The sequence below is a fragment of the Streptomyces sp. NPDC006385 genome (assembly GCF_040612485.1).
GTDB lineage: Bacteria > Actinomycetota > Actinomycetes > Streptomycetales > Streptomycetaceae > Streptomyces.
This window is the reverse complement of sequence record NZ_JBEXQG010000007.1, coordinates 67,594-92,886: the sequence shown is the minus strand read 5'-3', so window position 1 is coordinate 92,886 and position 25,293 is coordinate 67,594. Positions and strand designations below refer to the sequence as shown.

At 70.3% G+C, this 25,293-nt stretch carries 20 protein-coding genes, 1 tRNA gene and 1 pseudogene; 15 read left to right on the top strand and 7 right to left on the bottom strand.

The window, feature by feature from the left end; all coding sequences use genetic code 11:
- Positions 1-18: 18 nt before the first annotated feature.
- The 4 genes from ABZ078_RS07630 to mctP all read left to right on the top strand — a co-directional run bounded on the left by ABZ078_RS07630 (position 19) and on the right by mctP (position 6,802).
- Positions 19-2,073 (top strand): FAD/NAD(P)-binding protein, encoded by a 2,055-nt coding sequence (locus tag ABZ078_RS07630; RefSeq protein WP_356572629.1) that lies wholly within the window; start codon positions 19-21, stop codon positions 2,071-2,073.
- Complete coding sequence (locus tag ABZ078_RS07625) at positions 2,073-3,725, top strand: histidine phosphatase family protein (RefSeq protein WP_356572627.1); 1,653 nt, start codon at positions 2,073-2,075, stop codon at positions 3,723-3,725. The genes ABZ078_RS07630 and ABZ078_RS07625 overlap by 1 nt, the downstream gene beginning before the upstream one ends.
- Before the next feature lie 17 nt (positions 3,726-3,742).
- On the top strand, positions 3,743-5,101 hold the full coding sequence (locus ABZ078_RS07620) for a cation:proton antiporter (RefSeq protein ID WP_356572625.1): 1,359 nt from the start codon (positions 3,743-3,745) through the stop codon (positions 5,099-5,101).
- A gap of 87 nt (positions 5,102-5,188) precedes the next feature.
- Entirely contained in the window at positions 5,189-6,802 is a 1,614-nt protein-coding gene (gene mctP / locus ABZ078_RS07615) for a monocarboxylate uptake permease MctP (protein WP_356572623.1), read from the top strand.
- A gap of 17 nt (positions 6,803-6,819) precedes the next feature.
- Here mctP and ABZ078_RS07610 read toward each other — a convergent pair whose 3' ends face one another.
- On the bottom strand, positions 6,820-7,419 hold the full coding sequence (locus ABZ078_RS07610) for a TetR/AcrR family transcriptional regulator (RefSeq protein ID WP_356572621.1): 600 nt from the start codon (positions 7,417-7,419) through the stop codon (positions 6,820-6,822).
- Positions 7,420-7,585: 166 nt separating this feature from the next.
- Here ABZ078_RS07610 and ABZ078_RS07605 point away from each other — a divergent pair, with 166 nt between their 5' ends.
- Both ABZ078_RS07605 and ABZ078_RS07600 read left to right on the top strand, forming a co-directional pair.
- Positions 7,586-7,732 (top strand): hypothetical protein, encoded by a 147-nt coding sequence (locus tag ABZ078_RS07605; protein ID WP_356572619.1) that lies wholly within the window; start codon positions 7,586-7,588, stop codon positions 7,730-7,732.
- Positions 7,733-7,877: 145 nt separating this feature from the next.
- Entirely contained in the window at positions 7,878-8,528 is a 651-nt protein-coding gene (locus ABZ078_RS07600) for a peroxiredoxin-like family protein (protein WP_356572617.1), read from the top strand.
- A 39-nt stretch (positions 8,529-8,567) separates the two neighbouring features.
- Here the strand turns inward: ABZ078_RS07600 and ABZ078_RS07595 are convergent, their stop codons facing one another.
- The 3 genes and pseudogenes from ABZ078_RS07595 to ABZ078_RS07585 all read right to left on the bottom strand — a co-directional run bounded on the left by ABZ078_RS07595 (position 8,568) and on the right by ABZ078_RS07585 (position 10,044).
- Entirely contained in the window at positions 8,568-9,128 is a 561-nt protein-coding gene (locus ABZ078_RS07595) for a DM13 domain-containing protein (RefSeq protein ID WP_356572615.1), read from the bottom strand.
- Positions 9,129-9,237: 109 nt separating this feature from the next.
- Positions 9,238-9,621: pseudogene (locus ABZ078_RS07590) on the bottom strand (flavodoxin family protein); the annotation flags it as partial.
- Between the two features lie 350 nt (positions 9,622-9,971).
- A tRNA-Arg gene (locus ABZ078_RS07585) sits at positions 9,972-10,044 on the bottom strand.
- Between the two features lie 322 nt (positions 10,045-10,366).
- Here ABZ078_RS07585 and ABZ078_RS07580 point away from each other — a divergent pair.
- The 8 genes from ABZ078_RS07580 (at position 10,367) to ABZ078_RS07545 (ending at position 20,388) form a co-directional block, all read left to right on the top strand.
- Positions 10,367-11,977, top strand: coding sequence for a dynamin family protein (locus ABZ078_RS07580; RefSeq protein ID WP_356572613.1), 1,611 nt, complete (start codon positions 10,367-10,369; stop codon positions 11,975-11,977).
- Between the two features lie 306 nt (positions 11,978-12,283).
- Positions 12,284-14,494 (top strand): YfjP family GTPase, encoded by a 2,211-nt coding sequence (locus ABZ078_RS07575; RefSeq protein ID WP_356572844.1) that lies wholly within the window; start codon positions 12,284-12,286, stop codon positions 14,492-14,494.
- Between the two features lie 274 nt (positions 14,495-14,768).
- Positions 14,769-15,233 (top strand): single-stranded DNA-binding protein, encoded by a 465-nt coding sequence (locus ABZ078_RS07570; RefSeq protein ID WP_356572611.1) that lies wholly within the window; start codon positions 14,769-14,771, stop codon positions 15,231-15,233.
- Between the two features lie 262 nt (positions 15,234-15,495).
- Entirely contained in the window at positions 15,496-16,917 is a 1,422-nt protein-coding gene (locus tag ABZ078_RS07565) for a Cys-Gln thioester bond-forming surface protein (RefSeq protein WP_356572609.1), read from the top strand.
- A gap of 110 nt (positions 16,918-17,027) precedes the next feature.
- Positions 17,028-17,369 (top strand): VOC family protein, encoded by a 342-nt coding sequence (locus ABZ078_RS07560; protein ID WP_356572607.1) that lies wholly within the window; start codon positions 17,028-17,030, stop codon positions 17,367-17,369.
- Between the two features lie 248 nt (positions 17,370-17,617).
- Positions 17,618-19,282 (top strand): energy-dependent translational throttle protein EttA, encoded by a 1,665-nt coding sequence (gene ettA, locus ABZ078_RS07555; RefSeq protein WP_356572605.1) that lies wholly within the window; start codon positions 17,618-17,620, stop codon positions 19,280-19,282.
- Positions 19,283-19,288: 6 nt separating this feature from the next.
- The gene (locus ABZ078_RS07550; RefSeq protein ID WP_356572603.1) at positions 19,289-19,702 is read left to right on the top strand and encodes a thioesterase family protein; all 414 of its coding nucleotides are present in this window, start codon (positions 19,289-19,291) and stop codon (positions 19,700-19,702) included.
- Positions 19,699-20,388 carry a hypothetical protein gene (locus ABZ078_RS07545; RefSeq protein ID WP_356572601.1) on the top strand — a complete coding sequence of 230 codons (690 nt, stop codon included), beginning with the start codon at positions 19,699-19,701 and terminating at the stop codon, positions 20,386-20,388. Before ABZ078_RS07550 ends, ABZ078_RS07545 begins: the two co-directional genes overlap by 4 nt.
- A gap of 24 nt (positions 20,389-20,412) precedes the next feature.
- Here the strand turns inward: ABZ078_RS07545 and ABZ078_RS07540 are convergent, their stop codons facing one another.
- Positions 20,413-20,817, bottom strand: coding sequence for a globin (locus tag ABZ078_RS07540; RefSeq protein ID WP_356572599.1), 405 nt, complete (start codon positions 20,815-20,817; stop codon positions 20,413-20,415).
- 233 nt (positions 20,818-21,050) lie between these two features.
- On the opposite strand from ABZ078_RS07540, the gene ABZ078_RS07535 reads away from it, so the two are divergent.
- Positions 21,051-22,046, top strand: a complete 996-nt coding sequence (locus ABZ078_RS07535; RefSeq protein ID WP_356572597.1) for a methyltransferase domain-containing protein — start codon at positions 21,051-21,053, stop codon at positions 22,044-22,046.
- Positions 22,047-22,144: 98 nt separating this feature from the next.
- Here the strand turns inward: ABZ078_RS07535 and ABZ078_RS07530 are convergent, their stop codons facing one another.
- Both ABZ078_RS07530 and ABZ078_RS07525 read right to left on the bottom strand, forming a co-directional pair.
- Positions 22,145-23,770 carry an FHA domain-containing protein gene (locus ABZ078_RS07530; protein WP_356572595.1) on the bottom strand — a complete coding sequence of 542 codons (1,626 nt, stop codon included), beginning with the start codon at positions 23,768-23,770 and terminating at the stop codon, positions 22,145-22,147.
- 60 nt (positions 23,771-23,830) lie between these two features.
- Complete coding sequence (locus ABZ078_RS07525) at positions 23,831-25,219, bottom strand: VWA domain-containing protein (protein ID WP_356572593.1); 1,389 nt, start codon at positions 25,217-25,219, stop codon at positions 23,831-23,833.
- Between the last annotated feature and the right edge of the window lie 74 nt (positions 25,220-25,293).

Below are 25,293 nucleotides of genomic sequence, written 5' to 3'. Positions count from 1 at the left end.
CCTGAAGGAGACAAGACCGTGGAAACGCAGCACAGCACCATGCAGGACAGCCACAGCCACAGCCAGGACCGCGGCATGGCGGACATGGTGATGCACGCGAGCAGCATGCAGCACGGCCCGATGGGCGGTGCGGCTCCCGACACCCGGCGCGTCACGATCGTAGGCGCCGGGTTCTCCGGCACGCTCACCGCCATCCGGCTGCTCCACTTCGCTGATACACCACTGGAGATATGCCTGATAGAGCGGGAGGAGGGATACCGCTACGGCGGTATCGCCTTCGGCTGGGCGTCCACCAACTGGGAGCACATGCTCAACATCCAGGCCGGCCGCATCACCCTGCGCCGGGAGCGTCCGGAGGACTTCCTGGAGTGGGCCAACGAGGAGGCGGACCGCTCCGAGTGGCCGCAGAAGTGGCAGTACCACAACTTCGGCGTGGCCTGCGTCGTACCGCGGCGGATCTTCCGGCAGTACCTGGCCGAGCGGCTGCGCGGCGCGGCCGCCGACGCCCACGCCGAGGTGACGCTGCGGGAGCTGACCGGTGAGGTCATCGACGTACGCGGCCAGGGCGGTGGCTACGTCGTCAAGTACGCCGACGCCGGAGAGCAGGGCGGCGTGCACGACCTGCCGTCGGACCAGGTGATCCTCGCGACCGGTCACCTCTCGCCGGTCCAGGCGCCCTTCTACCACCGCATCAAGAACTCCGACCGTTTCATCGCCGACCCCTACGCGCCCGGAGCTCAGGAGCGGTTCCAGGAGGTCGGCCCCGAGGAGACCGTCCTCGTCACAGGCTCCGCACTGTCGGCCTTCGACACAGTGATCTCCCTCGTCCACGCCGGCCACCGGGGACAGATCCTGATCTGCTCGCGCGGCGGCCACATGCACGGCACCTACCCCGTCGACCACGAGCACGACATCTGGCAGGCCCGCCGACCACCGTTCCTCGACGCTGAGGAGCTCACCCCCGAGTCGGTGGTCGAGGGGATCAAGGCGGAGTACGCGCACTTGCGTGACGAGCAGGGCGTGGAGCCGGGCAGCGCGCTCGACGCCGTCTTCCCCGAGCGCGTCATGAAGGCGTGGGAGCCGTACGTCATCGAGCTGATCTCCCGCATGGACGCCCACGACGTGCGCATGCTGCTCGACAAGTACAAGAGCCTGATCGTCACCAACCGCACCAGCACCGTGCGGGAGATCGGCGGCGTCGTGCGCAGCCGGATGCGCGGATTCAACGGCGCACCGAAGACCGTCGAGGTCCTGTCCGCCAGCATCCAGGACATGCGCCTTGTCGAGGAGGGCACGAAGATCCGGGTGGTGTTCGCCGACCAGCCGGACATCGTCGTCGACCGCGTCGTCAACTGCCTGGGCAACAAGACCGACTACGAGCACACCGGCCACCCTCTGTGGAACGGCCTGGTCAACGGACACGGATACGCGCAGCCGCAGACCAAGACCCACCGGGGCATCGAGGTCGGCGCGCACGGACAACTCATCGCCGCAGACGGCGAGGTGGCACCGGGACTGTTCGGCGTCGGCCCCATGCGCCAGGGAGACGAGACCACCCGCCGCGGCCGTCTCGGCGCGTTCGTGTTCAGCATCGGCACCCTGCGCAACCAGTGCTTCGACACGGCGATGGAGGTGCTGCGCCAGCTGAAGTCCGCGAGCGACGAGGAGCAGATGGACATCCCCGACGGCGTCCACCACTGCCTGATCCGCAGCAGCGACTGGATCGCCGCGGACCTCACCGCCGAGGAGCCGCAGGCCACCCGCCTGCGGGAGCGCCTGCAGAGCTACGCCTGTGAGAGCGCCTACCCCAACGCCGTCAACTACCTGCAGGCCCAGGACCGCACCGAGCGCCGCAAGTACCGCGGCATCCTCGATGACGACCTGGCGGACTTCGGCGCCGCCCTGGCCCGCGAGTTCGACATCACCACCCAGCAGGCCCGGCGGACCGTCTCCCTGCTGGCCACCCTGGTGGAGAAGCACGCGGTACACAACCTGTGCGACATCACCAAGCTGGCGGGCTGGGACTCCCAGTACGCCGACCAGGTCAAGCACGCCCCGAAGAAGGGCATGTGATGGCAGGCCACGACGAGCAGGAGCTGCTCGGCCGCCTGTTCATGGTCCGGCACGGCGAATCGACCTGCAATTCCGTCCACCGCATCGCCGGTCAGCGCGACGCACCCTTGACCTTCCTTGGCCGGATCCAGGCCGAGAAGGTCGCCAAGGGGCACCGCGGCCAGCACTTCGACCGTGTCTACGTCTCCCCGCTGACCCGCGCGTACGAGACTGCCGACACCATCTTCGGCATCGACGCCCCCGACGCGGACGCCCCCGAGGTCGTGGTCGACGAGCGCCTGATGGAACGCGACTTCGGCAGCTACACGCTGGAAAGCAAGTCCATCCTCCAGCGCCGCCACGGCATCGCCGAGTACGAGCGGGCCATGAACGCCGACAGCCCGACCATGCACGGCGGCGAGTCCTTCCAGCAGTTCAAGGACCGCGTGCACGCCTTCTACGAGGAGGAGCTGCTGCCGGCGCTGCGCCGCGGCGAAGTGGTTTGCGTGGTCTCCCACAAGTACGTCGTCGAGCTGATCTGCCGGTTCATCCTGGCCCGCCCGGCTGACGAGTCGTACGACCTGCGCCTGCCCAACTCTCAGATGTTGCAGGGCGATCGGATCCACAGCTATGTGAAGAACGAGAACAAGACCATGAACATGGTCTACGACTGGATCGTCGTCAACCATCCCGTGGTCTTCTGCGGGGGACTGGCGGCGGGTCTACTCGCCAATGTCGCGGGGCTGCGGCTCTCGACCTCGCCGTACGTGCTGCTCCTGCTCCTGGTGCTGGCCAGCGTCATCACCATGTGCCGCATCGAGTTGGAGAACGCGCGAGCGTTCGTGACCGACCGAGGCCCCCTTCGGTCCGTTGCCCTGCGCTACCTCGCCCTGCCGATCGCCTTCGCGGCCCTGGTGCACTGGTCGGACGCGGGCAGTTCGAGTACGGCGGCGATCGCCGCGGTGTTCCTCGCGACCCCCAGCTCCGTGGTGGCGATGACGGTCAGCCGCTGTCTCGGCGGCATGATCATGCCGACGTTCGCGCAGGTCCTGCTCTCCTCACTGGCGGCGACGCTGTCATTCTCGGCCGTCCTCGCCCTGACCCTGCACGAGGACGTGGCACCGGCCGTCGCTATCAGCGCTGCCACCTCGACCGGTGTCGTCACGGCGGCGTACGTCTTGGTCAAACGCCTGCGGGAGCGCTCTCCCATCCGTACGGCCAAGTACGGCGAGCGCAACGGATACGTGGCGGTGCTGCTGCTGACCGCGTTTATCGTGCTGGTCTGCCTCAAGCTCGACTTGGACGGCTTCACCACCTATGCGCCGACCGCCGTGGGTATCGCTGTCGGGCTGCGACTGGTTGCCGCGCTGCTCAGGCGCCGCCGTCACGTCCAGACGCTCGACGACTACACCGCGATGACCTACCCGAACGTCTTCGTGGTGGTCATCATCGCCGCGCTCACCGGCAACGGGCCGCTGGAGCAGGTGGCGATCTGGACCCTCCTGCCCATGTTCGTCCTGTCGTTCTTCGACAGCTGGTACGCCCGCTTCCTCGTCGTCGCCCCCGACGACGCGCGCTGGCCGGCCGTCCTCGGACTTCCCGCGCACCGTCCCGTGTGTGGCCGCCCGGTCACCGAGGACCCACGCGAGCCCTCCGTCCCCGCCCGTTCCTGATGACCACGGGAGTCGATGTGCAACCCACGCACCCCACGGCCTATCTGGCCGCCACCACCGACAAGAACCTCGAACTCGTCCTCCACGTCCTGCCCGCGATCGTCGTCATCCTGGTCGCCTCGGCCCTCTGCGGACGCCTCGCCCTCCTGGTGAAGCAGCCGCGGGTGCTGGGGGAAATGGTCGCGGGCGTGCTGCTCGGGCCTACCTTGTTCGGCGCGCTGTTCCCCGAGGCGCAGAAGGCAATCTTCACCGCCGATGTGAAGCCGATCCTCTACGTCCTGAGCACTATCGGCCTGACCGTCTTCATGTTCCTGGTCGGCGCCGGCCTCGACCACGGTGGCGGCACCGGCGGGAAGGACACCAAGAACGCCGCTGTCCTGGCCGTCTCCGGCATCATTCCCTCCCTGCTGCTCGGCGCCGGCGCTGGCTACCTCCTCTACGACCGGCTTTCCCGCCCCGACGTCACCTCCTTCGAGTTCGCCCTCTTCATGGGCGGCGCCCTGTCGATCACGGCCTTCCCGATGCTGGCCCGCATCCTCTACGAGCGCCGGCTGGAGAACACCCCGCTCGGCCGGATGACCCTCTTGGGCGCCTCCATCGACGACGCTGCGGCCTGGTGCTTCCTCGCCGTGCTGTCGGCCATGCATTCCGGGGGCGGCCCCATGCAGGTCCTGCGAATGATCGGATTCACCGCCCTGTTCGCCCTGGTCATGCTGACCGTCGTGGCCCGGCTGCTGCGCCCCATGGGCGCCAAGGTCGAACGCACCGGCCACTTCGGCTTCGACCAGATGTACATCGTCGTCGGTATCGTCCTGCTGGCCGGACTGTTCACCGACTACATCGGCATCTACTCCGTATTCGGCGGCTTCATCGCCGGACTCGCCATGCCGCGCAACCCCGCCTTCCGCGCGGCGCTGCACAACCGCATGATGGACATCGTCTGCGTCCTGCTCCTGCCGATCTTCTTCGCCTTCTCCGGCCTCAACACCGAGCTCGGTGGCGTCGCGGGATGGGCCATGATCGGCCCGTTCCTGCTGATCCTTGCGGCGGGCTTCGTCGGCAAGTACGCGGGCTGCGCCCTCGCCATGCGCGGTGTCGGATTCTCCTGGCGCGAGTCCTGGGCGGTGGGCGGCCTGATGAACGCCCGCGGCCTGATGATCCTCATCTTCATCAACATCGGCCTCGCCCAGGGAATGATCAGCAAGGACGTCTTCTCCATGCTGGTCCTGGTCGCGGTCATCACCACCGCCGGCGCCGTACCGCTGTACCGCTGGGCGCTGCCCGAGCGGCTCGAACAGCGGATGTCCCCTCCGGCACCACAGCCCAAGGCAGCTTCCGGATCGACCCCGGCCGAGGCAGAGCCCGTTCACGCCTGACCCAACGGCCGGCCGGACGCGTAAGCGCCCGGCCGGCCCTCACGTCATCACCCGCTTGAAATCCTTCGTCCCCGCACGGGAGCAGCCATGCCCAACGGCGTGAACGGCGTCGCACTCGCCGTCTTCATCTTCTTCTTCCTGGCCGTCACGGTCATGGGCTTCCTGGCCTCGCGCTGGCGCAAGGCCGAGAACGAGCACAGCCTCGACGAATGGGGCCTGGGCGGCCGGTCGTTCGGCACCTGGGTCACCTGGTTCCTGCTCGGCGGCGACGTCTACACGGCCTATACGTTCGTGGCGGTCCCGGCGGCGATCTACGCGGCGGGCGCGGCTGGCTTCTTCGCGGTCCCGTACACGATCCTCGTCTACCCGTTGATCTTCACGTTCCTGCCCCGCCTGTGGTCGGTGAGCCACCGCCATGGATACGTCACCACAGCGGACTTCGTCCGCGGCCGGTTCGGCTCGAAGGGCCTGTCGCTCGCGGTGGCCTTCACGGGCATCTTGGCGACGATGCCGTACATCGCGCTCCAACTGGTCGGAATCCAGGCAGTGCTGGACGTGATGGGCGTCGGCGGCGGCGAGAACACCAACTGGTTCATCAAGGACCTCCCCCTCCTGGTCGCCTTCGGCGTGCTGGCCGCGTACACCTACTCCTCGGGCCTGCGCGCCCCCGCCATGATCGCCTTCGTCAAGGACACGCTGATCTATGTCGTCATCGTGGTCGCGATCATCTATATCCCGATCAAGCTGGGCGGTTTCGACGAGATCTTCGCCGCGGCGGACAAGAAGTACACGGACGCCGGTGTGGGCGGACTGCTCCCGGTTCCGGCGGGCCAATGGACCTACGCCACACTGGCGTTGGGATCCGCGATGGCCATGTTCATGTATCCGCACTCGATCACGGCGACGCTGTCGTCCCGCAGCCGTGAGGTGATCCGGCGCAGTACGACGGTGATGCCCCTCTACACCCTGATGCTGGGCCTGCTGGCCCTGCTGGGCTTCATGGCGATCGCGGCCGGCGTCAAGGTCACCAACGGGCAGTTGGCGATCCCGCAGCTGTTCGAGGACATGTTCCCGTCCTGGTTCGCGGGTGTGGCCTTCGCGGCGATCGGCATCGGCGCGCTGGTCCCGGCGGCCATCATGTCCATCGCGGCGGCCAATCTCTTCACCCGCAACATCTACAAGGACTTCATCAAGCCGGACGCGACGCCCGCGCAGGAGACCAAGGTCTCCAAGCTGGTCTCGCTGCTGGTGAAGGTGGGCGCCCTGGTCTTCGTCCTCACCATGGACAAGACGGTCGCGATCAACTTCCAGCTCCTGGGCGGCATCTGGATCCTCCAGACCTTCCCGGCCCTGGTCGGCGGCCTGTTCACCCGCTGGTTCCACCGCTGGGCCCTGCTGGCCGGCTGGGCGGTCGGCATGATCTACGGCACGATCGCCGCGTACGGCGTCGCCTCGCCGACCCAGAGGCACTTCGGTGGCTCGGCGAAGGAGATCCCCGGCATCGGGGAGATCGGCTACATCGGCCTGACGGCGTTCGTGCTGAACGTGGTCGTGACGGTCGTCCTCACCTTCGTCCTGAAGGCCGCGAAGGCCCCCGAGGGCATCGACGTCACGTCCCCCGGGGACTACACGGCGGATGCGGCAGAGGAGGCGATCCCCGCGCTCCGTCCCGGCACTTCACCTGCAACCAACCCCAGTTGAGCCGGATCCACGCACCTCTACGCCGCCGCCCGGACGCCGATCGAGTCCAGGGCGGCGGTCACCGTCTTGCCCAGAGTCGCGGCATCCGCACCGGCGCGGGAGCGCAGGTTGACGCCATAGGCGAGCAGCGCCAGCAGATCCGCGGAAGCTCCGGGGTCGGCGCCAGGGGCGAGCTGCCCCTCGCGGTCGGCGGTGACGAGGGCGGCGTACATTGCCTCGCGCAGCCCTCGGTGATGCTGGTCCAGGACAGCGCGTACCTCAGGATCGCTGTTCTCAGCCCCGGCGTGCGCGTTGGAGACCATGCAGCCCCAGCGGGCGTACTCACCCGAGCAACGCGCCTCGATCAGGCCGCCGAAGAACTCGGAGATCGCGGGCAGGCCCCGCTCGTCCTCGGCCAGGCGCCGGAACATCGGCTGGGAGCGCTGCTCCAGGTAGCGGCGCAGCGCGGCGAGGTAGAGCTCCTGCTTACCGCCGAACGTGGCGTACAGGCTGGAGCGGTTGAGCCCGGTCGCGGTCACCACGTCCTGGATCCCGGTCGAGGCCACGCCCTGCCGCCAGAACAGTCGCACCACGGTCTCCAAGGTGGCATCCGGATCGAAGTGCTTGATGTCCGGCATGTTTCACCTCGCCATCTTGAAATAGGGATTCCAAGATACTCCCCGTTCAGCAGACGGCAAAGGTGCTGACAGATGCAGAGCGGGGCAGGTCGCCCGCCAGCGCGAAGGCGTCCAGCTTCGTCCACGATCCGCCCGGTGGCCGCCCGCGCGCCGCGACCATGCCCCCATGAATCGCATACCAGCCCTCTGGGCGGCCGCGTACGGGTCGCAGTCACCCCGCGTCAGCCGCTTTCTCGCCCGCCGTGTGGTCCATCTCTGCGCCTTCATCCGGGCTCTCGCCCTGACCGACCATCGCCCGTTCACCAGTCTCTGACGCGTCGACACCTCCGCGTGGCTGGCGCGGGACTGCGGATACCCTTATCTTGGAACGAGCGTTTCAAGATCTGCTCGCGGGTACCGCTCGGATGCTTCGTCGCGTCCGGTCCCGCTCCAGTCGCCAGCCAGGAGGAACAAGCACCATGACCACCCTCAACGCCGAACTGCGCACCTTCTATGAAGCGCGTCAGCAGCAGATCCCCGCCGAGATCCGGGCGATCATGCAGCGGGCCGGCCAGGAACTCGCCGACTCCGGCCAGGCTGACCGCGCCCTGACCGTGGGCGACAAGGCCCCGAGCTTCAGCCTCCCCTCCGCGGCTGGACAGACCCTGTCCCTGGACGCCCTGCTCGCCGAGGGCCCGGTCGTCCTGACCTTCTACCGCGGCGCCTGGTGCCCGTACTGCAACATCGCCCTGCGCTCCCTCCAGCAGCACCACGACGCCGTCACCGCACACGGCGCCCGCCTGGTGGCCGTCTCCCCGCAGATCCCCGACGAGTCCCTCACTCTGACCGAGAAGCACGACCTCGCCTTCGACGTCCTCAGCGACATCGGCTCCGACACCGCCAAGCAGTACGGCCTATCCTTCGACCTCCCCGACGACCTCGCCGCCGTCTACGACAAGCTCGGCTTCGACCTCCAGCGCGTCAACGGCGGCCACCCGCGCACCCTGCCGCTGCCCGCCACCTACGTCATCGACCGCGACGGCGTGATCCGCTGGGCCTTCGTCCACACCGACTACACCACCCGCGCCGAACCGGCAGACATCCTCGCTGCTCTCGACGCGCTGGCCTGAAGCAGGCAGCCCTAACAGAGCTGGTGCCGTCAGGGCCTGTCAGGCATGGGCGAGTTCGGCCGCACCGAAGGAGACGTCGAACCGGTCACACCAGATGCTGACGCTGCTGAAACGGGCCGGGTCGACGTCCTCGGGCAGGGCGTAGTTCTGGCTGCCCTTGTTGCCCTTGAGCTTGCCGAGGCTGACGTATTCCCCAGCGTCGAAGACGTGCCAGCCGGCCGTCCCTTCCTTCACCGGTGCGTCGGTGAGCCACACGCGCAGGTCGGGGCCGTTGCTGGTGTCGAGGTTCTCCAGCCGGACGATGTGGGAGCCGTCGGCCAGCCGTACGAGCTTCACCGTGCCCGACGTCGGGTGTTCGTGGCTGATCAGCTCACCGCTCGCCAACGTCTGCGGCCCGGCCGGCGTGGTGGGTGTCCGGGAGCGTGCCGCCGCAGGAGGTGCGGAGGTTTCCACAAGCTGGGGCAGGGCCTCCTCGACGGTCTCGTCCTGCCACAGCTTCCACGGCTGGAACCAGTACAGCCCGAAGCCGACTCCGCCGACCGCCACCACAGGCACCGCGATGACCAACGGCCTGGTCAGCACCTTCCGCACGCGCCCCATCCCCGCCTCGCCTCCTGGAAGTTCTTCTGTCCTGCCCCATTCAACGGAAGCGGGCGGCCGTCCCACACCCCGCAGGAGATGACGGAATCCTTACGCCGCACCGTCGCATTCAGCGGTGCTCGGGGTTGTCCGCCCCGGCCGGCAGCCGGCGTCCCACTCCGAGTGCATCAGGTTCCAAGTCATGAAGGAGGTGTTGCGGTTGATGAAGTCATTCTCCGGGCCGCCCAAACCGTGTCCAGGTACGAGGGGCCGGGCCCGTCCGCGTCGATCCAGCCCGCGTCCGCCTTCCCGGTGATCAGACGCCCTGCGACTCGCCCGTAGCAGGCGTACGGGCCCTGGGAGTTGAGCAGGCTGGAGCAGTTGTACAGGCGCTCAATGACCTGCTGAGTGACGGAGCTGTTGTCGCCAGCCAGAGGTGCCCGGCCAGCACCCGCTCGTGCTAACCCGGCCAGGCGTCGGTGGCGAAGACGTGCTCGGTCATTTCCGGATAGAGCATGTGCCTCAGTGTCCCTGCCATCTGCGGCGACGCCTGGGAATCCGAGTTTCGGCTGGGCGGGATGACGCGGACGGTCAGAGCGCCCCGCTTTGCGCGGCCGAGTGCGATGCTTGTGGCTGACCACAGACCCTGGCGTGGGTGAGCGGTTCGACGGCAAGAGACCGTACTGAAACCTCGGGAAGTTTTCGGGAAGGACACCCGCCGAGGGCCGGACGAAATCGGCCCTAGCCGGACACTCGCTGACTCCGTCCTAGGGTCCACCTGCACCCGCGAAGCTGCTCCGCCGAGCCCGATAAATGGCCTCTGACCAGCAAAAACGCCCTCCCGATGGGAGGGCGGAGAGAGGGCGCCCCCGGCAGGACTCGAACCTGCGGCCAAGCGCTTAGAAGGCGCCTGCTCTATCCACTGAGCTACGGGGGCCGGTTGTGGTGGCCTCGGTCGTGGTGCCCGGGTGTGGGCTGATCCGTGACGTTGCCGGGGACAAGGATAGGGCTCCCGTGTCCATGTCCCTGTTGCTTCGCCTCCGTGGCTCGATGTGGAGGTTCGGTGAAGCGGTCCTGATAATCGCAGGCAGGTGCGAATCGTGCACCGTTTTTTGGCCTCTTGCGTCCCGGGTGTTGTGCACTCGTTATGCCTGGACTGTGCCTGTGTCCCAGTCGCCCCTTCCGTCCCTTGTGTTCCATCGGCGCGCAGACATGCTCATATGCTTCAGAATTCCCCTAAAATTGGGCATTCTTCGCATGTGGTGACCTTGGACGTACGGCCTCAGCTGCTCGACGCACTCTCCGCCCTGCGCGACCGTGTCGCCGCCGCACGCTTCCCGCTGCCCCTGGCGGGGGCCCCACGCGCGCGTGCCAACCGCGACGAACTGCTCGCGCAGCTCGACGACTATTTGGTGCCCCGCTTGAGAGAGCCCGAAGCACCCTTGCTGGCCGTGGTGGGCGGATCCACCGGGGCCGGCAAGTCGACGCTCGTCAACTCCCTCGTGGGCAGACGCGTGACCGAGGCGGGCGTACTGCGGCCGACGACACGGACCCCGGTGCTGGTCTGCCATCCGGAGGACCATCACTGGTTCAGCGGGATGCGCGTACTGCCCGACCTCGCACGCGTGTGGGTGCCCGAACACGATCCCGCTGAGGAGCTGATGCTGCCCGGCGAGGACTCCGCGCGCGTGCTGCGGCTCGAGACGGCCGACACGCTGCCACCCGGGCTCGCCCTCCTCGACGCGCCCGACATCGACTCCCTGCTCGGCGACAACCGCGCCCTCGCCGCCGAACTGATCTGCGCCGCCGACATCTGGATCATGGTCACGACAGCCGCCCGGTACGCCGACGCCGTCCCCTGGCACCTGCTGAGGACCGCCAAGGAGTACGACGCCACCCTCGTGACCGTGCTGGACCGGGTGCCCCACCAGGTCGTGTCCGAGGTGTCGCGGCAGTACGGGGCGCTCCTCACCAAGGCCGGACTCGGCGACGTACCCCGCTTCACCGTGCCCGAACTGCCCGAGTCCGCCTGGGGCGGCGGGCTGCTGCCGGCCACGGCGGTGGCGCAGCTGCGCAACTGGCTCGTCCAGCATGCCCAGGACCCGGCGGCACGGGAGCACGCCATGGCCCGTACCGCCTACGGGCTGCTCGACTCCCTCAAGGCCCGCATGCCCGAACTCGCCAGTGCCGCCGCCGCCCAGTACGCGGCCGCGCTGCGGCTCACCGCCGCCGTCGACTCGGCATACGACAGCGAGTACGCGCGCGTGCGGGCCCGGCTCCAGTCCGGCGCCGTACTCGCCGGTGACGCCCTGAAACGCTGGCGTGCCTTTCCACTGGACTGCTCCGCCGGGGAGCTCCTCGACTCGCTGGTGGAGAGCCTGAGCACCCTGCTGCTGTGCGCCGTCACCGCCGCCGACGAGCGCGTCGACGACGCCTGGCGACGCGAGCCGGCCGCCGACGCGCCGGAGCTGATGGGCCGTGACCCGAGGCCGACGAGTGTCGAACACCGTATCGGCGTGGCCGTACGGCGCTGGCGGCGGGAGTTGGAGGAGTACGCCGAGGACGAGGTCAGCGACCTCGAGCGCACTGGCGTCGTCCCGGATCCCGAGGTCGTCGCCGCCCTGGTCGCCACCGCCCTGCTCGGTGCCCGCCGCGCGCGGTCCGCGGGGGAGGGGCTCGCCGAACGGATCGGGGCGCACGGAGCGCTGCGGCTGCGCGACCGGGCGGGGCGGCTGCTCGCCGAGCACCTGGACCGGGTCATGCACCACGAACGCGAGCGTCGGCTCGCGCCGCTCGACGCGCTGGAAATCCATCCGGAGCCGCAGGCCGAACTCATCGCCGCGCTGTCCGTACTGCAGAAGGAGAGGTGACCGGTGACTGCCGTCACTGACCAGGACCAAACGGAACAGGACCAGACGGAACACGTCGATCGCCCGGAGGACAGCGCCACGAAGAACGCCGAGCGGGAGAACACCCCCATGGAGGCCGGCTCTGCGGAGACCGCCCCCGAGAACGGCCTCCCCGCCGGGAACGGCCGCGCCGAGGCCGACCGCGCGGACGCGGAGCCCGGGGAGGGCGAGAACTCCGCAGCGACCGGGGAGCCGGAGAAGCGCACGCTCTGGGGGAAGCGGGGGAAGCAGGAGGAGGACCAGCCGAACGACGAGGGGCACGCGCGCGTGGACGACGGTGACACCCGCGCGAGCGCGAGCGCGGACGCGGAGGACGGCGACGCCGGCACGACCGCGAACGACGGGGACGCCCCCGCGCGCGTGGAGGACGGTGACGCTCACACGCGCGGACGCACTTCCGGCTCCGGTGGGTCCGGCGGCTCCGGTGGGTCCGGTGGGTCCGGTGGGTCCGGTGGGTCCGGGGGGTCCGAGGGCGGTGGCTCCTCGCGTCGTACGGGATCGGCTTCTCGTACGGAGTCTTCCGGCCGTAAAGAGTCCACGTCTCGTACGGAGTCCCCGACACGCAAGGAGTCGCCCACTGCGCGTGCGGAGCGATCGTCCCGTACGGAGTCCTCCTCGCGTAAGGAGTCCCCCTTCCGTAAGGAGACTCCCTCGCGCAACGACTCCCCCTCCCGCAAGGAGTCCTCCTCGCGCAAGGACTCCCCCTCGCGCAAGGAGTCCTCCTCGCGCAAGGACTCCTCGTCCCGTACGGAGGCCACTTCCGGTGCGGAGGTCGCGACCCCCTGGGACGACGGGCTGATCGCACGGCGGGTCAGTGAGAGCGCCGCCCCTGAGCAGCCCGCCGCCGCGGAGCCCCGGGCCTCCGGCTCGCCGGTCGTGCTGCCGCTCGCCTACGACGGACCCCTGCGTGCCCGGCTCGACGCGCTGCGCGAACTGGTCGGGCTCTCGCGTACCCGGCTCGACAGCAAGACGCTCGCCGAGGCGGGCCGGGTGCTCGACGAGGCGGCGGCGCGGCGCAGGCTCTCGGGGCAGCACACCGTCGTCGCCATCGCCGGTGCCACGGGCAGCGGCAAGTCACAGCTGTTCAACGCGCTCGCCGGAGTGACCATCTCGGAGACGGGCGTACGGCGGCCGACGACCGCCTCACCCCTCGCGTGCAGTTGGAGCGATGGTGCGGTCGGCCTCATCGACCGGCTCGGCATCCCGCCACGGCTGCGGCGCCGCCCGGCGCAGAGCGCGGCCGCGGACGGGCAGCTGCGCGGGCTCGTCCTGGTCGACCTGCCCGACCACGACTCGGCGGCCGTGGCGCACCGCGAGCAGGTCGACCGCGTCCTGGCACTCGTCGACGCGGTCATCTGGGTCGTCGACCCGGAGAAGTACGCCGACGCCGTCCTGCACGAGCGCTATCTGCGGCCCATGGCGGGACACGCCGAGATCATGTTCGTCGTCCTCAACCAGGTCGACCGGCTGCCGGGGGAAGCCACCGACCAGGTCCTGGACGACCTGCGGCGGCTGCTCGACGAGGACGGCATCGCCCTGGGCGAGCACGGCGAACCGGGCGCGACGGTGCTCGCGCTGTCCGCGCTCACCGGGGAAGGCGTGGGCGATCTGCGGGAGGCGCTCGGCCAGTTCGTGGCGGAGCGCGGAGCCGCGGCCCGCCGGGTCGCGGCCGACATGGACGCCGCCGGATGGCGACTGCGGCCGGTGTACGCCGCGCGCCGGAGGACCGGGCTCAGCGAGGAGGCGCGGGACGAGTTCTCCGCCCGGCTCGCGGACGCGATCGGCGCCACCGCCGCGGGGGAGGCCGCCGAACGGGCATGGCTGCGCAATGCCAACCGCGCGTGCGGGACGCCCTGGCTGCGGCTGTGGCGCTGGTACCAGGACCGGGGCGAACCCCCGACGGGACGCCTGTCCCTGCGCGCCCAGACGGACGAGGAGGCCACCGCGCGGCAGCGCGTCGAACAAGCGGTGCGTACGGTCGCCGAGAAGGCGTCGGCCGGGTTGCCCGCGCCCTGGGCACAGGCGGTGCGGGAGGCGGCCGTACGGGGGGCGCAGGGGCTGCCGGAGGCGCTGGACGAGCTGGCGGCGCGGGCCGGACTGCCGCCGGGGCGGCCGCCGCGGCCGGGCTGGTGGCCGGCGGCGGTGCTGGTGCAGGCGGCCATGACGATCCTTCAGGTCATCGGGGGACTGTGGCTGGTGGGGCAGATCATCGGGGTCATGTCGCCCAACCTGGGCGTGCCGGTGCTGCTGATGGTGGCCGGCATCGTCGGTGGCCCGCTCGTGGAGTGGGGTTGCCGGATCGCGGCACGGGGGCCGGCGCGGCGGTACGGCTTGGAGGCGGAGCGGCGGTTGCGGGAGGCGGCGGCCGGGTGCGGGCGGGCCCGGGTGCTGGATCCGGTGGCGGCCGAGTTGCTGCGCTATCGGGAGGTTCGGGAGCAGTACGGGAGGGTGATGGGGGTGGGGGTTGGCGTGAGGTGATCAGGCGGCCGGTGAGGTGACGGCGGCCGTCGGCGCGGCGAAAAGACGGTCTGGTGCTGGTGCTCACCCCCTCCCCTTCGTCACGCGTTCGGGTGGCGGAGATATCCACAGGCGGGCGTTGATCCACAGGGCTCAGCGGGCTCGGCCCGACGGAGGCAGTCTGGCTTCGCGGCGATCGCGATGGACGCGGTCGACATGTCGGACGCAGCCGTACGGGACGGGCCCGTACGCGTATCCGCCCGGCGAGAGCGGCCGGGCCAGGGAGGGGTTCGAGATGAACGAGACGATCATCTGCGCGGTGGGCAACGTGGCGACACAGCCGGTGTACCGGGAACTCGCGACGGGACCGTCCGCGCGTTTCCGGTTGGCGGTGACCTCGCGTTACCTGGACCGCGGGAAGAACGAGTGGACCGACGGCCACACCAACTTCTTCACGGTGTGGGCCAATCGGCAACTGGCCACCAACGCCGCCGGGTCGCTGAACGTCGGCGATCCGGTCGTGGTGCAGGGCAGGCTGAAGGTGCGCTCGGACGTACGCGAGGGGCAGAGCTGGACGTCGGCCGACATCGACGCGATGGCGATCGGCCACGATCTCGCACGCGGCACCTCGGCCTTCCGGCGCACACCCAGGCCGGAGCCGGGGGCCGTCACCGCACCGGCCCAACCCGAGCCGAACTGGGAGACGCCACCCGCAGACAGCGAGTCCCAACAGGCCCCAGAACCAGTCGGCATGACGTGACGTCAGTCACCCACAGGAGCTGACCGAACTGCGGCTTATCGGTGAATGCGCGCCGAACGACCTCAGTGGATTTGTCGATAAGCCCTGCTCGTCGCGGGTCTTGGCGATAACGATTCCGAGTCGGATCGGCCCTCCGACGGGATCACGGGGAAGCGTGGTGCGCCGCGTCCCTAGGATGCCGGAGATAGCTCTCGGGGCATCTGATTCTGCTGGTGGGACCGTATCCCCCCACGTCAACGGGTCCTGCTCGAAGGGGAATTCTGTGTTTGCTGCGTTCTCTGCGCTGTCGGTGCGCCGGCGAGGTGCGGCCCGCCTCGCCGCCTCGACCCTCGTGTCCGGGCTCGTCACCGCCTCCGTGATGGCCGGTGCCGGAACGGCGGCAGCGGCCGACGGGAGAACGCAGAGCCAGGGCGGGGCGACCGCCACCATAGGTGGTCTGAAGACGTACGGCGCGGCGGTCGTCCACGCCGACTCCGGGGACCAGGAGATCTCGGCGGGCCTGTTCGAGATGTCCGTCGACGGGGGCGGCACCCTGCAGACGTACTGCGTCGACATCCACAACCCCACGCAGCGGGACGCGAGGTACCACGAGACGCCCTGGAGCGGCACCTCGCTGGGCGCCAACAAGGACGCGGGCAAGATCCGTTGGATCCTGCAGAACTCCTACCCGCAGGTGAACGACCTCGCGGCCCTCGCCGCCGAGGCGGGCGTCAAGGGCACCCTCACCGAGCAGGACGCGGCGGCCGGTACCCAGGTGGCCATCTGGCGCTATTCGGACGGCGTGGAGGTCGACGCCCTCGACCCGCAGGCCGAGCAACTCGCGGACCACCTCGAGAAGAACGCCCGTGGCGTCGAGGAGCCCCGGGCGTCCCTGACGCTCGACCCGCCCGCCGTCTCCGGTCACCCCGGTGAGCGGCTCGGCCCGGTGACGGTGCACACCGACGCGGACAGCGTGACGGTGACGCCGCCGGCGGACGCGGCCACCAGCGGGGTGCGGATCGTGGACAAGGACGGCAAGGCCGTCACCTCCGCGGCGGACGGCGGCCAGGTGTTCTTCGAGGTACCCGACGACGCCGCCAACGGCCAGGCGGAGCTGACCGTGCAGGCCTCGACGACCGTGCCGGTGGGCCGCGCCTTCGCCGCCGAGAGCCGCAGCCAGACGCAGATCCTGGCCGGCTCGAGCGAGTCGACCGTCTCGGCGACGGCGAGCGCGACCTGGGCGAAGACCGGCGCGATACCAGCGCTGTCCGCGGCGGAGAACTGCGCCAAGAACGGCGTCGACATCACCGCGGTCAACGAGGGCGACGCGCCGTTCACCTTCGAACTCCTCGGCATCGAGTACACCATCGGGGCGGGTGAGTCCCGGACGGTGACGGTCCCGCTCCAGGAGGACCAGGCGTACGACTTCACCATCCAGGGGCCGGGCGGCTTCGAGAAGCGGTTCACCGGCGTGCTGGACTGCAAGACGCAGGTGACCGAGGCGGACGAGGCGGGCACCGTCACCCAGACCCTGAACGAGCCCAGCCCCGCCACGGTCGGCACCACCTCCGACGACACCAACCTCGCCGCGACCGGCGGCTCCAGCATGACCCCCCTGATCGCGGGCATCGCCATCGGCCTGGTCCTGATCGGCGGGGCGGTACTGGTCGTCGTGCGGAAGAAGGAAGCACCGGCAAAGGGCTGAGAAGCGCAAAGGGCTGAGAAGCAGGGCGTGACAAGGTCTCGGTGACCCGGTGGCGGCGGGCTCTGTGAAGTGCGCCGCGTCACCGGGCCGCCGGACCTACCCTGGCCGACATGGCCGTCGATCTCTTCGCAGGCATCCCCGTCAACGACTACGCAGCAGCGCTGACCTGGTACGAGCGGCTGCTCGGCTCCCCGCCGACCTTCGTCCCGAACGACACGGAGGCCGTGTGGGAGCTGGCGGAGCACCGGCATCTGTACATCGAGCACCGGCCGGGGCGGGCCGGTCACGCCCTGCACACCGTCTTCGTCGACGACTTCGACACCCGCGTCGCCGGCATCGCCGAGCGGGGACTGGAGCCCGTGAGCCGCGAGACCTACGCGAACGGCGTGCGCAAGGCCACGTACCACGATCCCGACGGAAACGAGATCCAGTTCGGCGGCGCTCCCCTCTGACGGCATCGGCCCTCGTCCGCCCGGCACTACGGGGAGCGCATTCCGCAGCCGGGCGTTGGCTCAGCGCTCAGCGCTCGCGCGCAGCGACGAAGGGCAGTGACATGACAGACGGGATGGCGTACGGGCCGAGAAGCGGAGACCGCAGGTCACAGGCCCCCGGCCATACGCGTTTCCACCCAGGGGTGGCGGTACGGCAAGATGGGGTGTATCTGCCCACTGCCTGATTTCAAGCTGCCGGACGGTTTCTCTTGGCTGAGTTCATTTACACCATGCGCAAGGCGCGCAAAGCGCACGGCGACAAGGTGATCCTCGACGACGTCACCCTGAACTTCCTCCCCGGGGCGAAGATCGGCGTCGTGGGCCCGAACGGTGCCGGTAAGTCGACCGTTCTGAAGATCATGGCGGGGCTTGAGCAGCCGTCGAACGGTGACGCCTTCCTGTCGCCGGGGTACACCGTCGGCATCCTGTTGCAGGAGCCCCCGCTGAGCGAGGAGAAGACCGTCCTGGAGAACGTCCAGGAGGGTGTCGCCGAGGTCAAGGGCAAGCTCGACCGGTTCAACGAGATCGCCGAGCTGATGGCGACCGACTACTCGGACGCGCTGCTCGACGAGATGGGCAAGCTCCAGGAGGAGCTCGACCACGCCAACGCGTGGGACCTCGACGCCCAGCTGGAGCAGGCCATGGACGCGCTCGGGTGCCCGCCCGGTGACTGGCCCGTCGTCAACCTCTCCGGTGGTGAGAGGCGCCGCGTCGCGCTCTGCAAGCTGCTGCTGGAGCAGCCCGACCTGCTGCTCCTCGACGAGCCCACCAACCACCTCGACGCCGAGTCCGTGAACTGGCTGGAGCAGCACCTCGCCAAGTACGAGGGCACCGTCGTGGCCGTCACCCACGACCGGTACTTCCTGGACAACGTCGCCGGGTGGATCTGCGAGGTCGACCGCGGCCGGCTGCACGGCTACGAGGGCAACTACTCCAAGTACCTCGAGACCAAGCAGACCCGTCTCAAGGTCGAGGGGCAGAAGGACGCCAAGCGGGCGAAGCGCCTCAAGGAAGAACTCGAGTGGGTGCGGTCGAACGCCAAGGGGCGGCAGGCCAAGTCCAAGGCGCGTCTCGCGCGGTACGAGGAGATGGCGGCCGAGGCCGACAAGATGCGGAAGCTGGACTTCGAGGAGATCCAGATCCCGCCGGGCCCGCGCCTGGGCAACGTCGTCGTCGAGGTCAACAACCTCAGCAAGGGCTTCGGCGAGAAGCTCCTCATCGACGACCTCTCCTTCACGCTGCCCCGCAACGGCATCGTCGGCGTCATCGGCCCGAACGGTGCCGGTAAGACCACCCTGTTCAAGATGATCCAGGGGCTGGAGACGCCCGACTCCGGCAGCATCAAGGTCGGCGAGACCGTCAAGATCTCGTACGTCGACCAGAGCCGCGAGAACATCGACCCCAAGAAGACCCTGTGGGCCGTCGTGAGCGACGAGCTCGACTACATCAACGTGGGTCAGGTGGAGATGCCCTCGCGGGCGTACGTCTCCGCCTTCGGGTTCAAGGGCCCGGACCAGCAGAAGCCTGCCGGTGTGCTCTCCGGCGGTGAGCGCAACCGTCTGAACCTCGCGCTCACCCTCAAGCAGGGCGGCAACCTGCTCCTCCTCGACGAACCGACCAACGACCTCGATGTCGAGACGCTCTCCAGCCTGGAGAACGCGCTGCTGGAATTCCCCGGCTGCGCCGTCGTCGTCTCCCACGACCGGTGGTTCCTCGACCGTGTCGCCACGCACATCCTCGCCTACGAGGGTGACTCCAAGTGGTTCTGGTTCGAGGGCAACTTCGAGTCGTACGAGAAGAACAAGATCGAGCGGCTGGGTCCGGACGCCGCGCGTCCGCACCGCGCCACCTACAAGAAGCTGACCCGGGGCTGATCGATCTTGCGGCACATCTACCGCTGCCCGCTGCGCTGGGCGGACATGGACGCGTACGGCCACATCAACAACGTGGTCTTCCTCCGCTACCTGGAGGAAGCCCGTATCGACTTCCTGTTCCGCCCGGAGAAGGACTTCAAGCAGGGGTCCGTGGTGGCACGCCATGAGATCGACTACAAGCGGCAGCTCGTCCACCGGCACACCCCCGTGGACATCGAGCTGTGGGTCACGGAGATAAGGGCGGCGTCCTTCACCCTCACCTACGAGGTGAAGGACGACGACCTCGTCTACGTCCGGGCGTCGACGGTGATAGTGCCGTTCGACTTCGAGGCGCAGCGGCCTCGCCGGATCACCGCTGAGGAGCGGGAGTTCCTGGAGGAGTACAGGGACGACGACGAGGAGGAGGCCGTCGCCGCATGACGGTGCTCCACCTCGCCGACGAGGGGGAGGCGGCGGATCTCGCGGCCTTCCTCTCCCGGCTGCTCCACTACGACCGTTCAGCCGCGGTGCGCCTGCAGGCGGCCGGCACCGCGCTCGCCGTCTTCGGGCGGCCGCCGTCCTTCGAGGTGCTGGCGATCCGCGCGGTACGGCTGGCGAAGCCGTACGAGAACGGGCTCGACGTCACGCTGGACGTGACCGTCTCCGCGGGCGAGCTGCTGGAGTCCGTCGACGAGGCGGCGGCCACCGCCGTCGTCCCGGCCGCCGTCACCGGCCCGCCATGGGCCGGGGTACTCCCGCCGCGCGGCGGCTGGCGACGCGAGGCGGGGCTGCCGGAACCGGGTGAGCTGCGGGCGGCGGTCGGCGCGGCGGTCGCCGAGTTCCGGTCCCGTACGCGGGAGCTGGCGCCGGAGCGGCGTACCCGGGCCGAGCTCGACCGGATCGGGCGGGAGATCTGGTCCCGGACGATCGGGGAGACCCGCCTTCCGGTACGGGCCGTGCACGCGGCCCAGTCGCTGGGCTTCCTGCGGCCGAGAGGGGCCGCAGGGCAGGGCCAGGAGGAGCTGGGGCTGTTGTCGTCGGGCGCCTGGCTGCGGCTGCGCACGCCGTACGGGTCGATCGCCGTCCGCACGGCGGGGCTCGGGGCGCTGGACGTCAGCGTCCGCTGATCCCGCCGCTCGGCGACCAGGTCCTCAGTCCGCGGTGTTCACCATCGACGCCGCCGCGTACGTCAGGTAGTTCCACAGCGTCCGCTCGTGCTCCTCCGAGAGGCCGAGCTCGTCGACGGCGACCCGCATGTGCTTCAGCCAGGCGTCGTGGGCCGCCCGGTCGACGGCGAACGGGGCGTGGCGCATGCGCAGGCGGGGGTGGCCGCGGTTCTCGCTGTACGTCGTCGGGCCGCCCCAGTACTGGATCAGGAACAGGACGAGGCGCTCCTCGGCCGGGCCGAGGTCCTCCTCGGGGTACATGGGCCGCAGGATCGGGTCCTCCGCGACACCCTCGTAGAAACGGTGGACGAGGCGGCGGAAGGTCTCCTCCCCGCCGACCTGCTCGTAGAAGGTCTGCTCCTGAAGAGTGCCGCGCCGAATCTCGGTCACGCCGCGCCGAATCTCGGTCACTGTGGGCTGCCTCGCATGTCTTGTTCCGGTCCGCCCGAGTCTGCTCTGCCGGGGGGCCCGGGGGTCCTCCCCCGGAATGCAGTACGTCACCCATGGTCTCAGACGGGACGGCCCAGGACTCAAGGCCTAGGACCACCCACCCCGAGCCCCCGGTTCCGCATCCGTCGGTCAGGGGGCTCGCCTCGCGTCGTCGGCCGCAGCACAGTGGACGTATGAGCGCGCAGGAACTCGACAGGGACGCCGGGGAACTCGCCGACCTCGCCGCCTCGGCGCGGGCCGCGCTGGTCCGCGAGATCGAGGCGAGCGGGGCGTGGGCCGACGACCCCCGGTGGCGGGACGCCTTCGCCGCCGTACCGCGGCATCTGTTCGTGCCGTACTACTACGTCGGCGTCGCCGGCGGCTACGAGCGGCGCTGGGGTCTGAGCCCCGACCCGGCCGCCCGGGAGCGCTGGGTACGCGGCGCGTACGCCGACGTCCCGCTGGCCACCCGGCTGCGCGACGGCGAGCTGCTCTCCTCCAGCAGCCAGCCGTCCCTGATGGCGATGATGCTGGCCGCGCTGCGGGTGGCGGACGGCGACCGGGTCCTGGAGATCGGCGCGGGCACGGGCTACAACGCCGCCCTGCTGGCCCACCGGCTCGGCGACGACGATCTCGTCACCACCGTCGACCTGGAGCCGGAGATCACCGAGGCGGCCCGGCAGCATCTGGCGGCCGCCGGGTACCACCCTGTCGTCGTCACCGGCGACGGCGCGCGCGGTGTGCCCGAACGCGCTCCCTTCGACCGGATCATCGCGACCTGCACCCTGCCGTCCATCCCGCGCGCCTGGCTCGCCCAGTCCCGCCCCGGCGGGCGCATCCTGACGCCGCTCGCGACCGGCCTGGTCGCCCTCGACGTGCGGGACGCCGAGCACGCCGAGGGGCGCTTCCTGCACACGCCCGCCTACTTCGTGCCGCTGCGCGGCGGGACCCGTTCCGAGCCGGAGCGCGCGCACCTGGGCGGACTGCCGCGTCGTGCTCGCGACGACGACCTGTTCCGCTTCCTGTTGGCGCTGACCCGAGGCAGCCTCGATCCGCAGGAGGCGTACGCGCTGTGGGAGCGCGAGGGGCAGCCGTCGCGGGAGCGGTACGGCATCACGGTGAGCGGCGAGCACGAGTGGGCGTGGCTGGACGATCCCGAGGGGCCGTACGCGTGGCCGCTGCCCGGCTGAAATGCCCGGCTGAAATGCCCGGCTGAAACGCCCGGAGGGGGCGGTCGTACGGCGCTTTCTCGCCGTACGACCGCCCCCTCCGGGTCTCGCTCCGTACCCTAGCCGCGCCGGACCGTGATCGTCGTCCACGCCCCGACGTGCACCCGGTCGCCGTCCTGCAGCGGCACCGGTACGAACGGCTGGATCGGCTCCTCGGCGCCGTTCACCGTCGTGCCGTTCGTCGAGTTCTGGTCGACGACCGCCCAGCTGCCGTCCGGCTGCTGGACCAGGACCGCGTGCTGGTGCGAGACGCCCGGGTCCTCGGGCGGCACCGACAGGTCGATGTCGGGGGTGTCGCCGGTGGAGTGGCGGCGGCGGCCGATCGTGACCTGGTTGCCGGTGAGCGTGCGCTGCTGCTCGGGCGAGTACGCGGGCAGGTTGAGACCCGCGGCCTCGGGGCCGGAGCGCTGCATCATCGCCATGAAGTACTCGCGGTCCGGGCCGATGGTCGCCATCCAGGTCGCCGGCTGCTGCGGGAAGGCGGGGCCGGGCGGAGGCGGGGCCTGGGTCGCGCCGGGCTGCGGGTAGCCGTAGCCGCCCTGAGCCGGAGCGCCGGGGCCGCCGGGAGTGCCGGGAGCGCCGGGTCCGCCACCGGGGCCGGACGACGGCGGGGAGATCACCCAGTCGTCGTCACCGCCGCCGAAGGGCGGGCCGCCCGGCTGCGGACGGTTCGGCTCCTGCGGGAACCCGGGCGGGGCGGAGGGGCCACCGGGCGCCGGCGGGGGCGGGGGCGGGGCCGAAGGGCCGCCGGGTCCGGGCTGGCCGGGCTGCAGGAAGCCCTGCGGAAGGCCACCGGTCGCACCGGGGCCGCCGGGCGGTGTGGATCCGGGCGGGGGTGGAACCGGCCGCGACGGGTTGCCGCCGAAACCGGAGGGGCCGTTGCCCTGCGGGCCGCCGTGACCGCCGGGGCCGCCGGGGCCGCCAGGGCTGGTGTTGCCAGGACTGCCGGGGGGTCCGCCGAAGCCGCCCGGGCCACCGGGCCGACCGGGGCCGGGGCCTGGACCGGGGCCGGGGCCGGGGCCACCCATGGCACCAGGACCACCAGGGCCACCGGGGTGCCCAGGACCACCAGGGCCACCAGGGCCGCCGTGCCCCCCGGGGCCGCCAGGGTTGGTGTTGCCAGGACCGCCGGGGCCCGCGCCGAAGCCGCCCGGGCCACCGCGACCGCCAGGGCCTCCCGGACCCGGCGGCTCCGCGCCGAACGGCGGGATCGGCTCCGCGGGGCGGTTCACCTGCGACGGGCGCGAGCCCTGGTAGTCGTACGAGTCACCGCCGCCGTACGACGGGCCAGGACCCGGCGGCTGCGGGAAGCCACCGGCCGGGCCGGGGCCGGGGCCGGGCGCCGGAGGGTGCGGGGCAGCGGGGGTGTACGACGTCGCCGTGTTGGTCAGGAAGTTCCACCGGCACTCCTCGCAGAACGGCGCACCGCCCTCACGCGGCGTACGGCACTGCGGGCAGAGCTCCGGCTCCGGTGCTCCTCCCATGTGCGGGCGACCGCCGCCCGGCTGACCGGCGTTCGGCCCACCGGACGGACCGCCGGGGCCGGGCGGTGGAAAGCCGTAGCCACCGCCGGGCGGGGGCGGGGGCGGCGGAGGGGGCGGAGGCACGGCACCGGCCATGCGGTGACCGCAGACCTCGCACCAGTCGTCGGAACCCGACTGGTGTCCGTTCGGGCAGGTCGGCATGTCGGCGCTTCCCCCTCTCCTTTCCGGTCGGTTCGACCGGATTTCTCCAACCCCAAGGGGTCAGGCTCGCTTGTTTTCCAAAACCTTCAGGGTCGTGCTAGGCCACTTCTTTACACGAACAGTCTTTGTCGACCGTGTCTCGAGAGTCATCTCGTCGGCCTCCGCGACCTTCGCCTTCAGTCGCACAGTACCTGCCGCGGCATCGACCACGTCCACCACCTTCGCAAGGAGTTTCGCCGTATCCGCGTTTCCGGAGCTGCTGGCGAGCTGAACGGCTCGGCCGAGTTTGGCCGTTGCTCCGTCCATATCTCCCGCTTTGCGGAGATCGAGACCTTGCTGGATGGCCTGTGCCAGTTCTGCCTGGCCGGTGTAGTGGGCGACCTGGGGGTTGATCGAGGTCGAGGCGACCATGTCGTCGGTCCAAACGGCCCGTACGAGGCCCTGGGCGCCCAAGTTCCGCGCGGTGCCGTCGGGTTGCGGGACGACCAGGGAGATCCGGGCGGCGAGCATCTCCTGGCCGAGGTTCGCGGCGGGGACCTCGACGCAGACGTGGTAGTCACGGGACTCATCACCCCATGAGCCCGTGGGGTAGTCCCCGGCGCGCGGGCCGGCCTCGGTGCGCCGGTCGGTCAACTCCTCGACCGTCGGCGCGACTTGCTTGACGAACTTGATGGTGGTGCCCACCGGCGTCCACACCCGCAGGGCGACGTCCGCGACCTCCTTGCCCATCGCCGTCTCCATCATCCGCGTGAAGTCGGCGGCGAGACCGGCCGGGTCGGCGACGATGTCGGCGCTGCCGAGCAGCGCGGAGGCGATGGCTGTGACTTCTTTCACTTCCCAGTCGGTGCCCACGCCGCGGGCGTCACAGGTGAAGCGTCCGGCGCAGGCGTCGAGCGCGGCCCTGAGGTCCTCGGGCGACTCGTGTTCGTTGCGGCCGTCGGTGAGCAGGATGCCGTGCCGGATGGCGACGTCGGCGGAGGACAGCAGCCGGTCGGCGAGGCGCAGCCAGGTGCCGATGGCCGTGCCGCCGCCCGCGCCGAGCCTGCGCAGCGCCTGCTTGGCCTGGTCGCGGGTGGTGGCGTCGGCGACGGCCAGGCGGCCGCCGCCCGGGTAGACCTCCTTGGCCACGTGCGTGCCGCCGATCACCGCGAAGTGCACGCCGTCGCGCAGGGTGTCCACGGCGGCGGCCGTGGCGTCGCGGGCGTTGCGCATCTTGGTCGGCGGGTAGTCCATCGAGCCCGAGCAGTCGACCATGAGCGCCACCGCCGCGGACGGCCCCTGCCCCGGTGCGTAGAGGTGGGGCGCCGCGACCGCGCTCCCGACCGTGCCGCCGCCGGTCGCGGTCACCGTGACGATCGCGTTGACCTCGCGACCGCCCTCCGGCAGGTACTCGTTCTGGTACACGTCCACCGAGAACTGCGGCACGTTCGACTTCGAGAAATTGGCCATACGCTCTCAAACCCCCCTAAAACCCCCATGGTGGGGCGATGGCTGTCACCGGACCGGTCCCCTCCGGTCCGGCG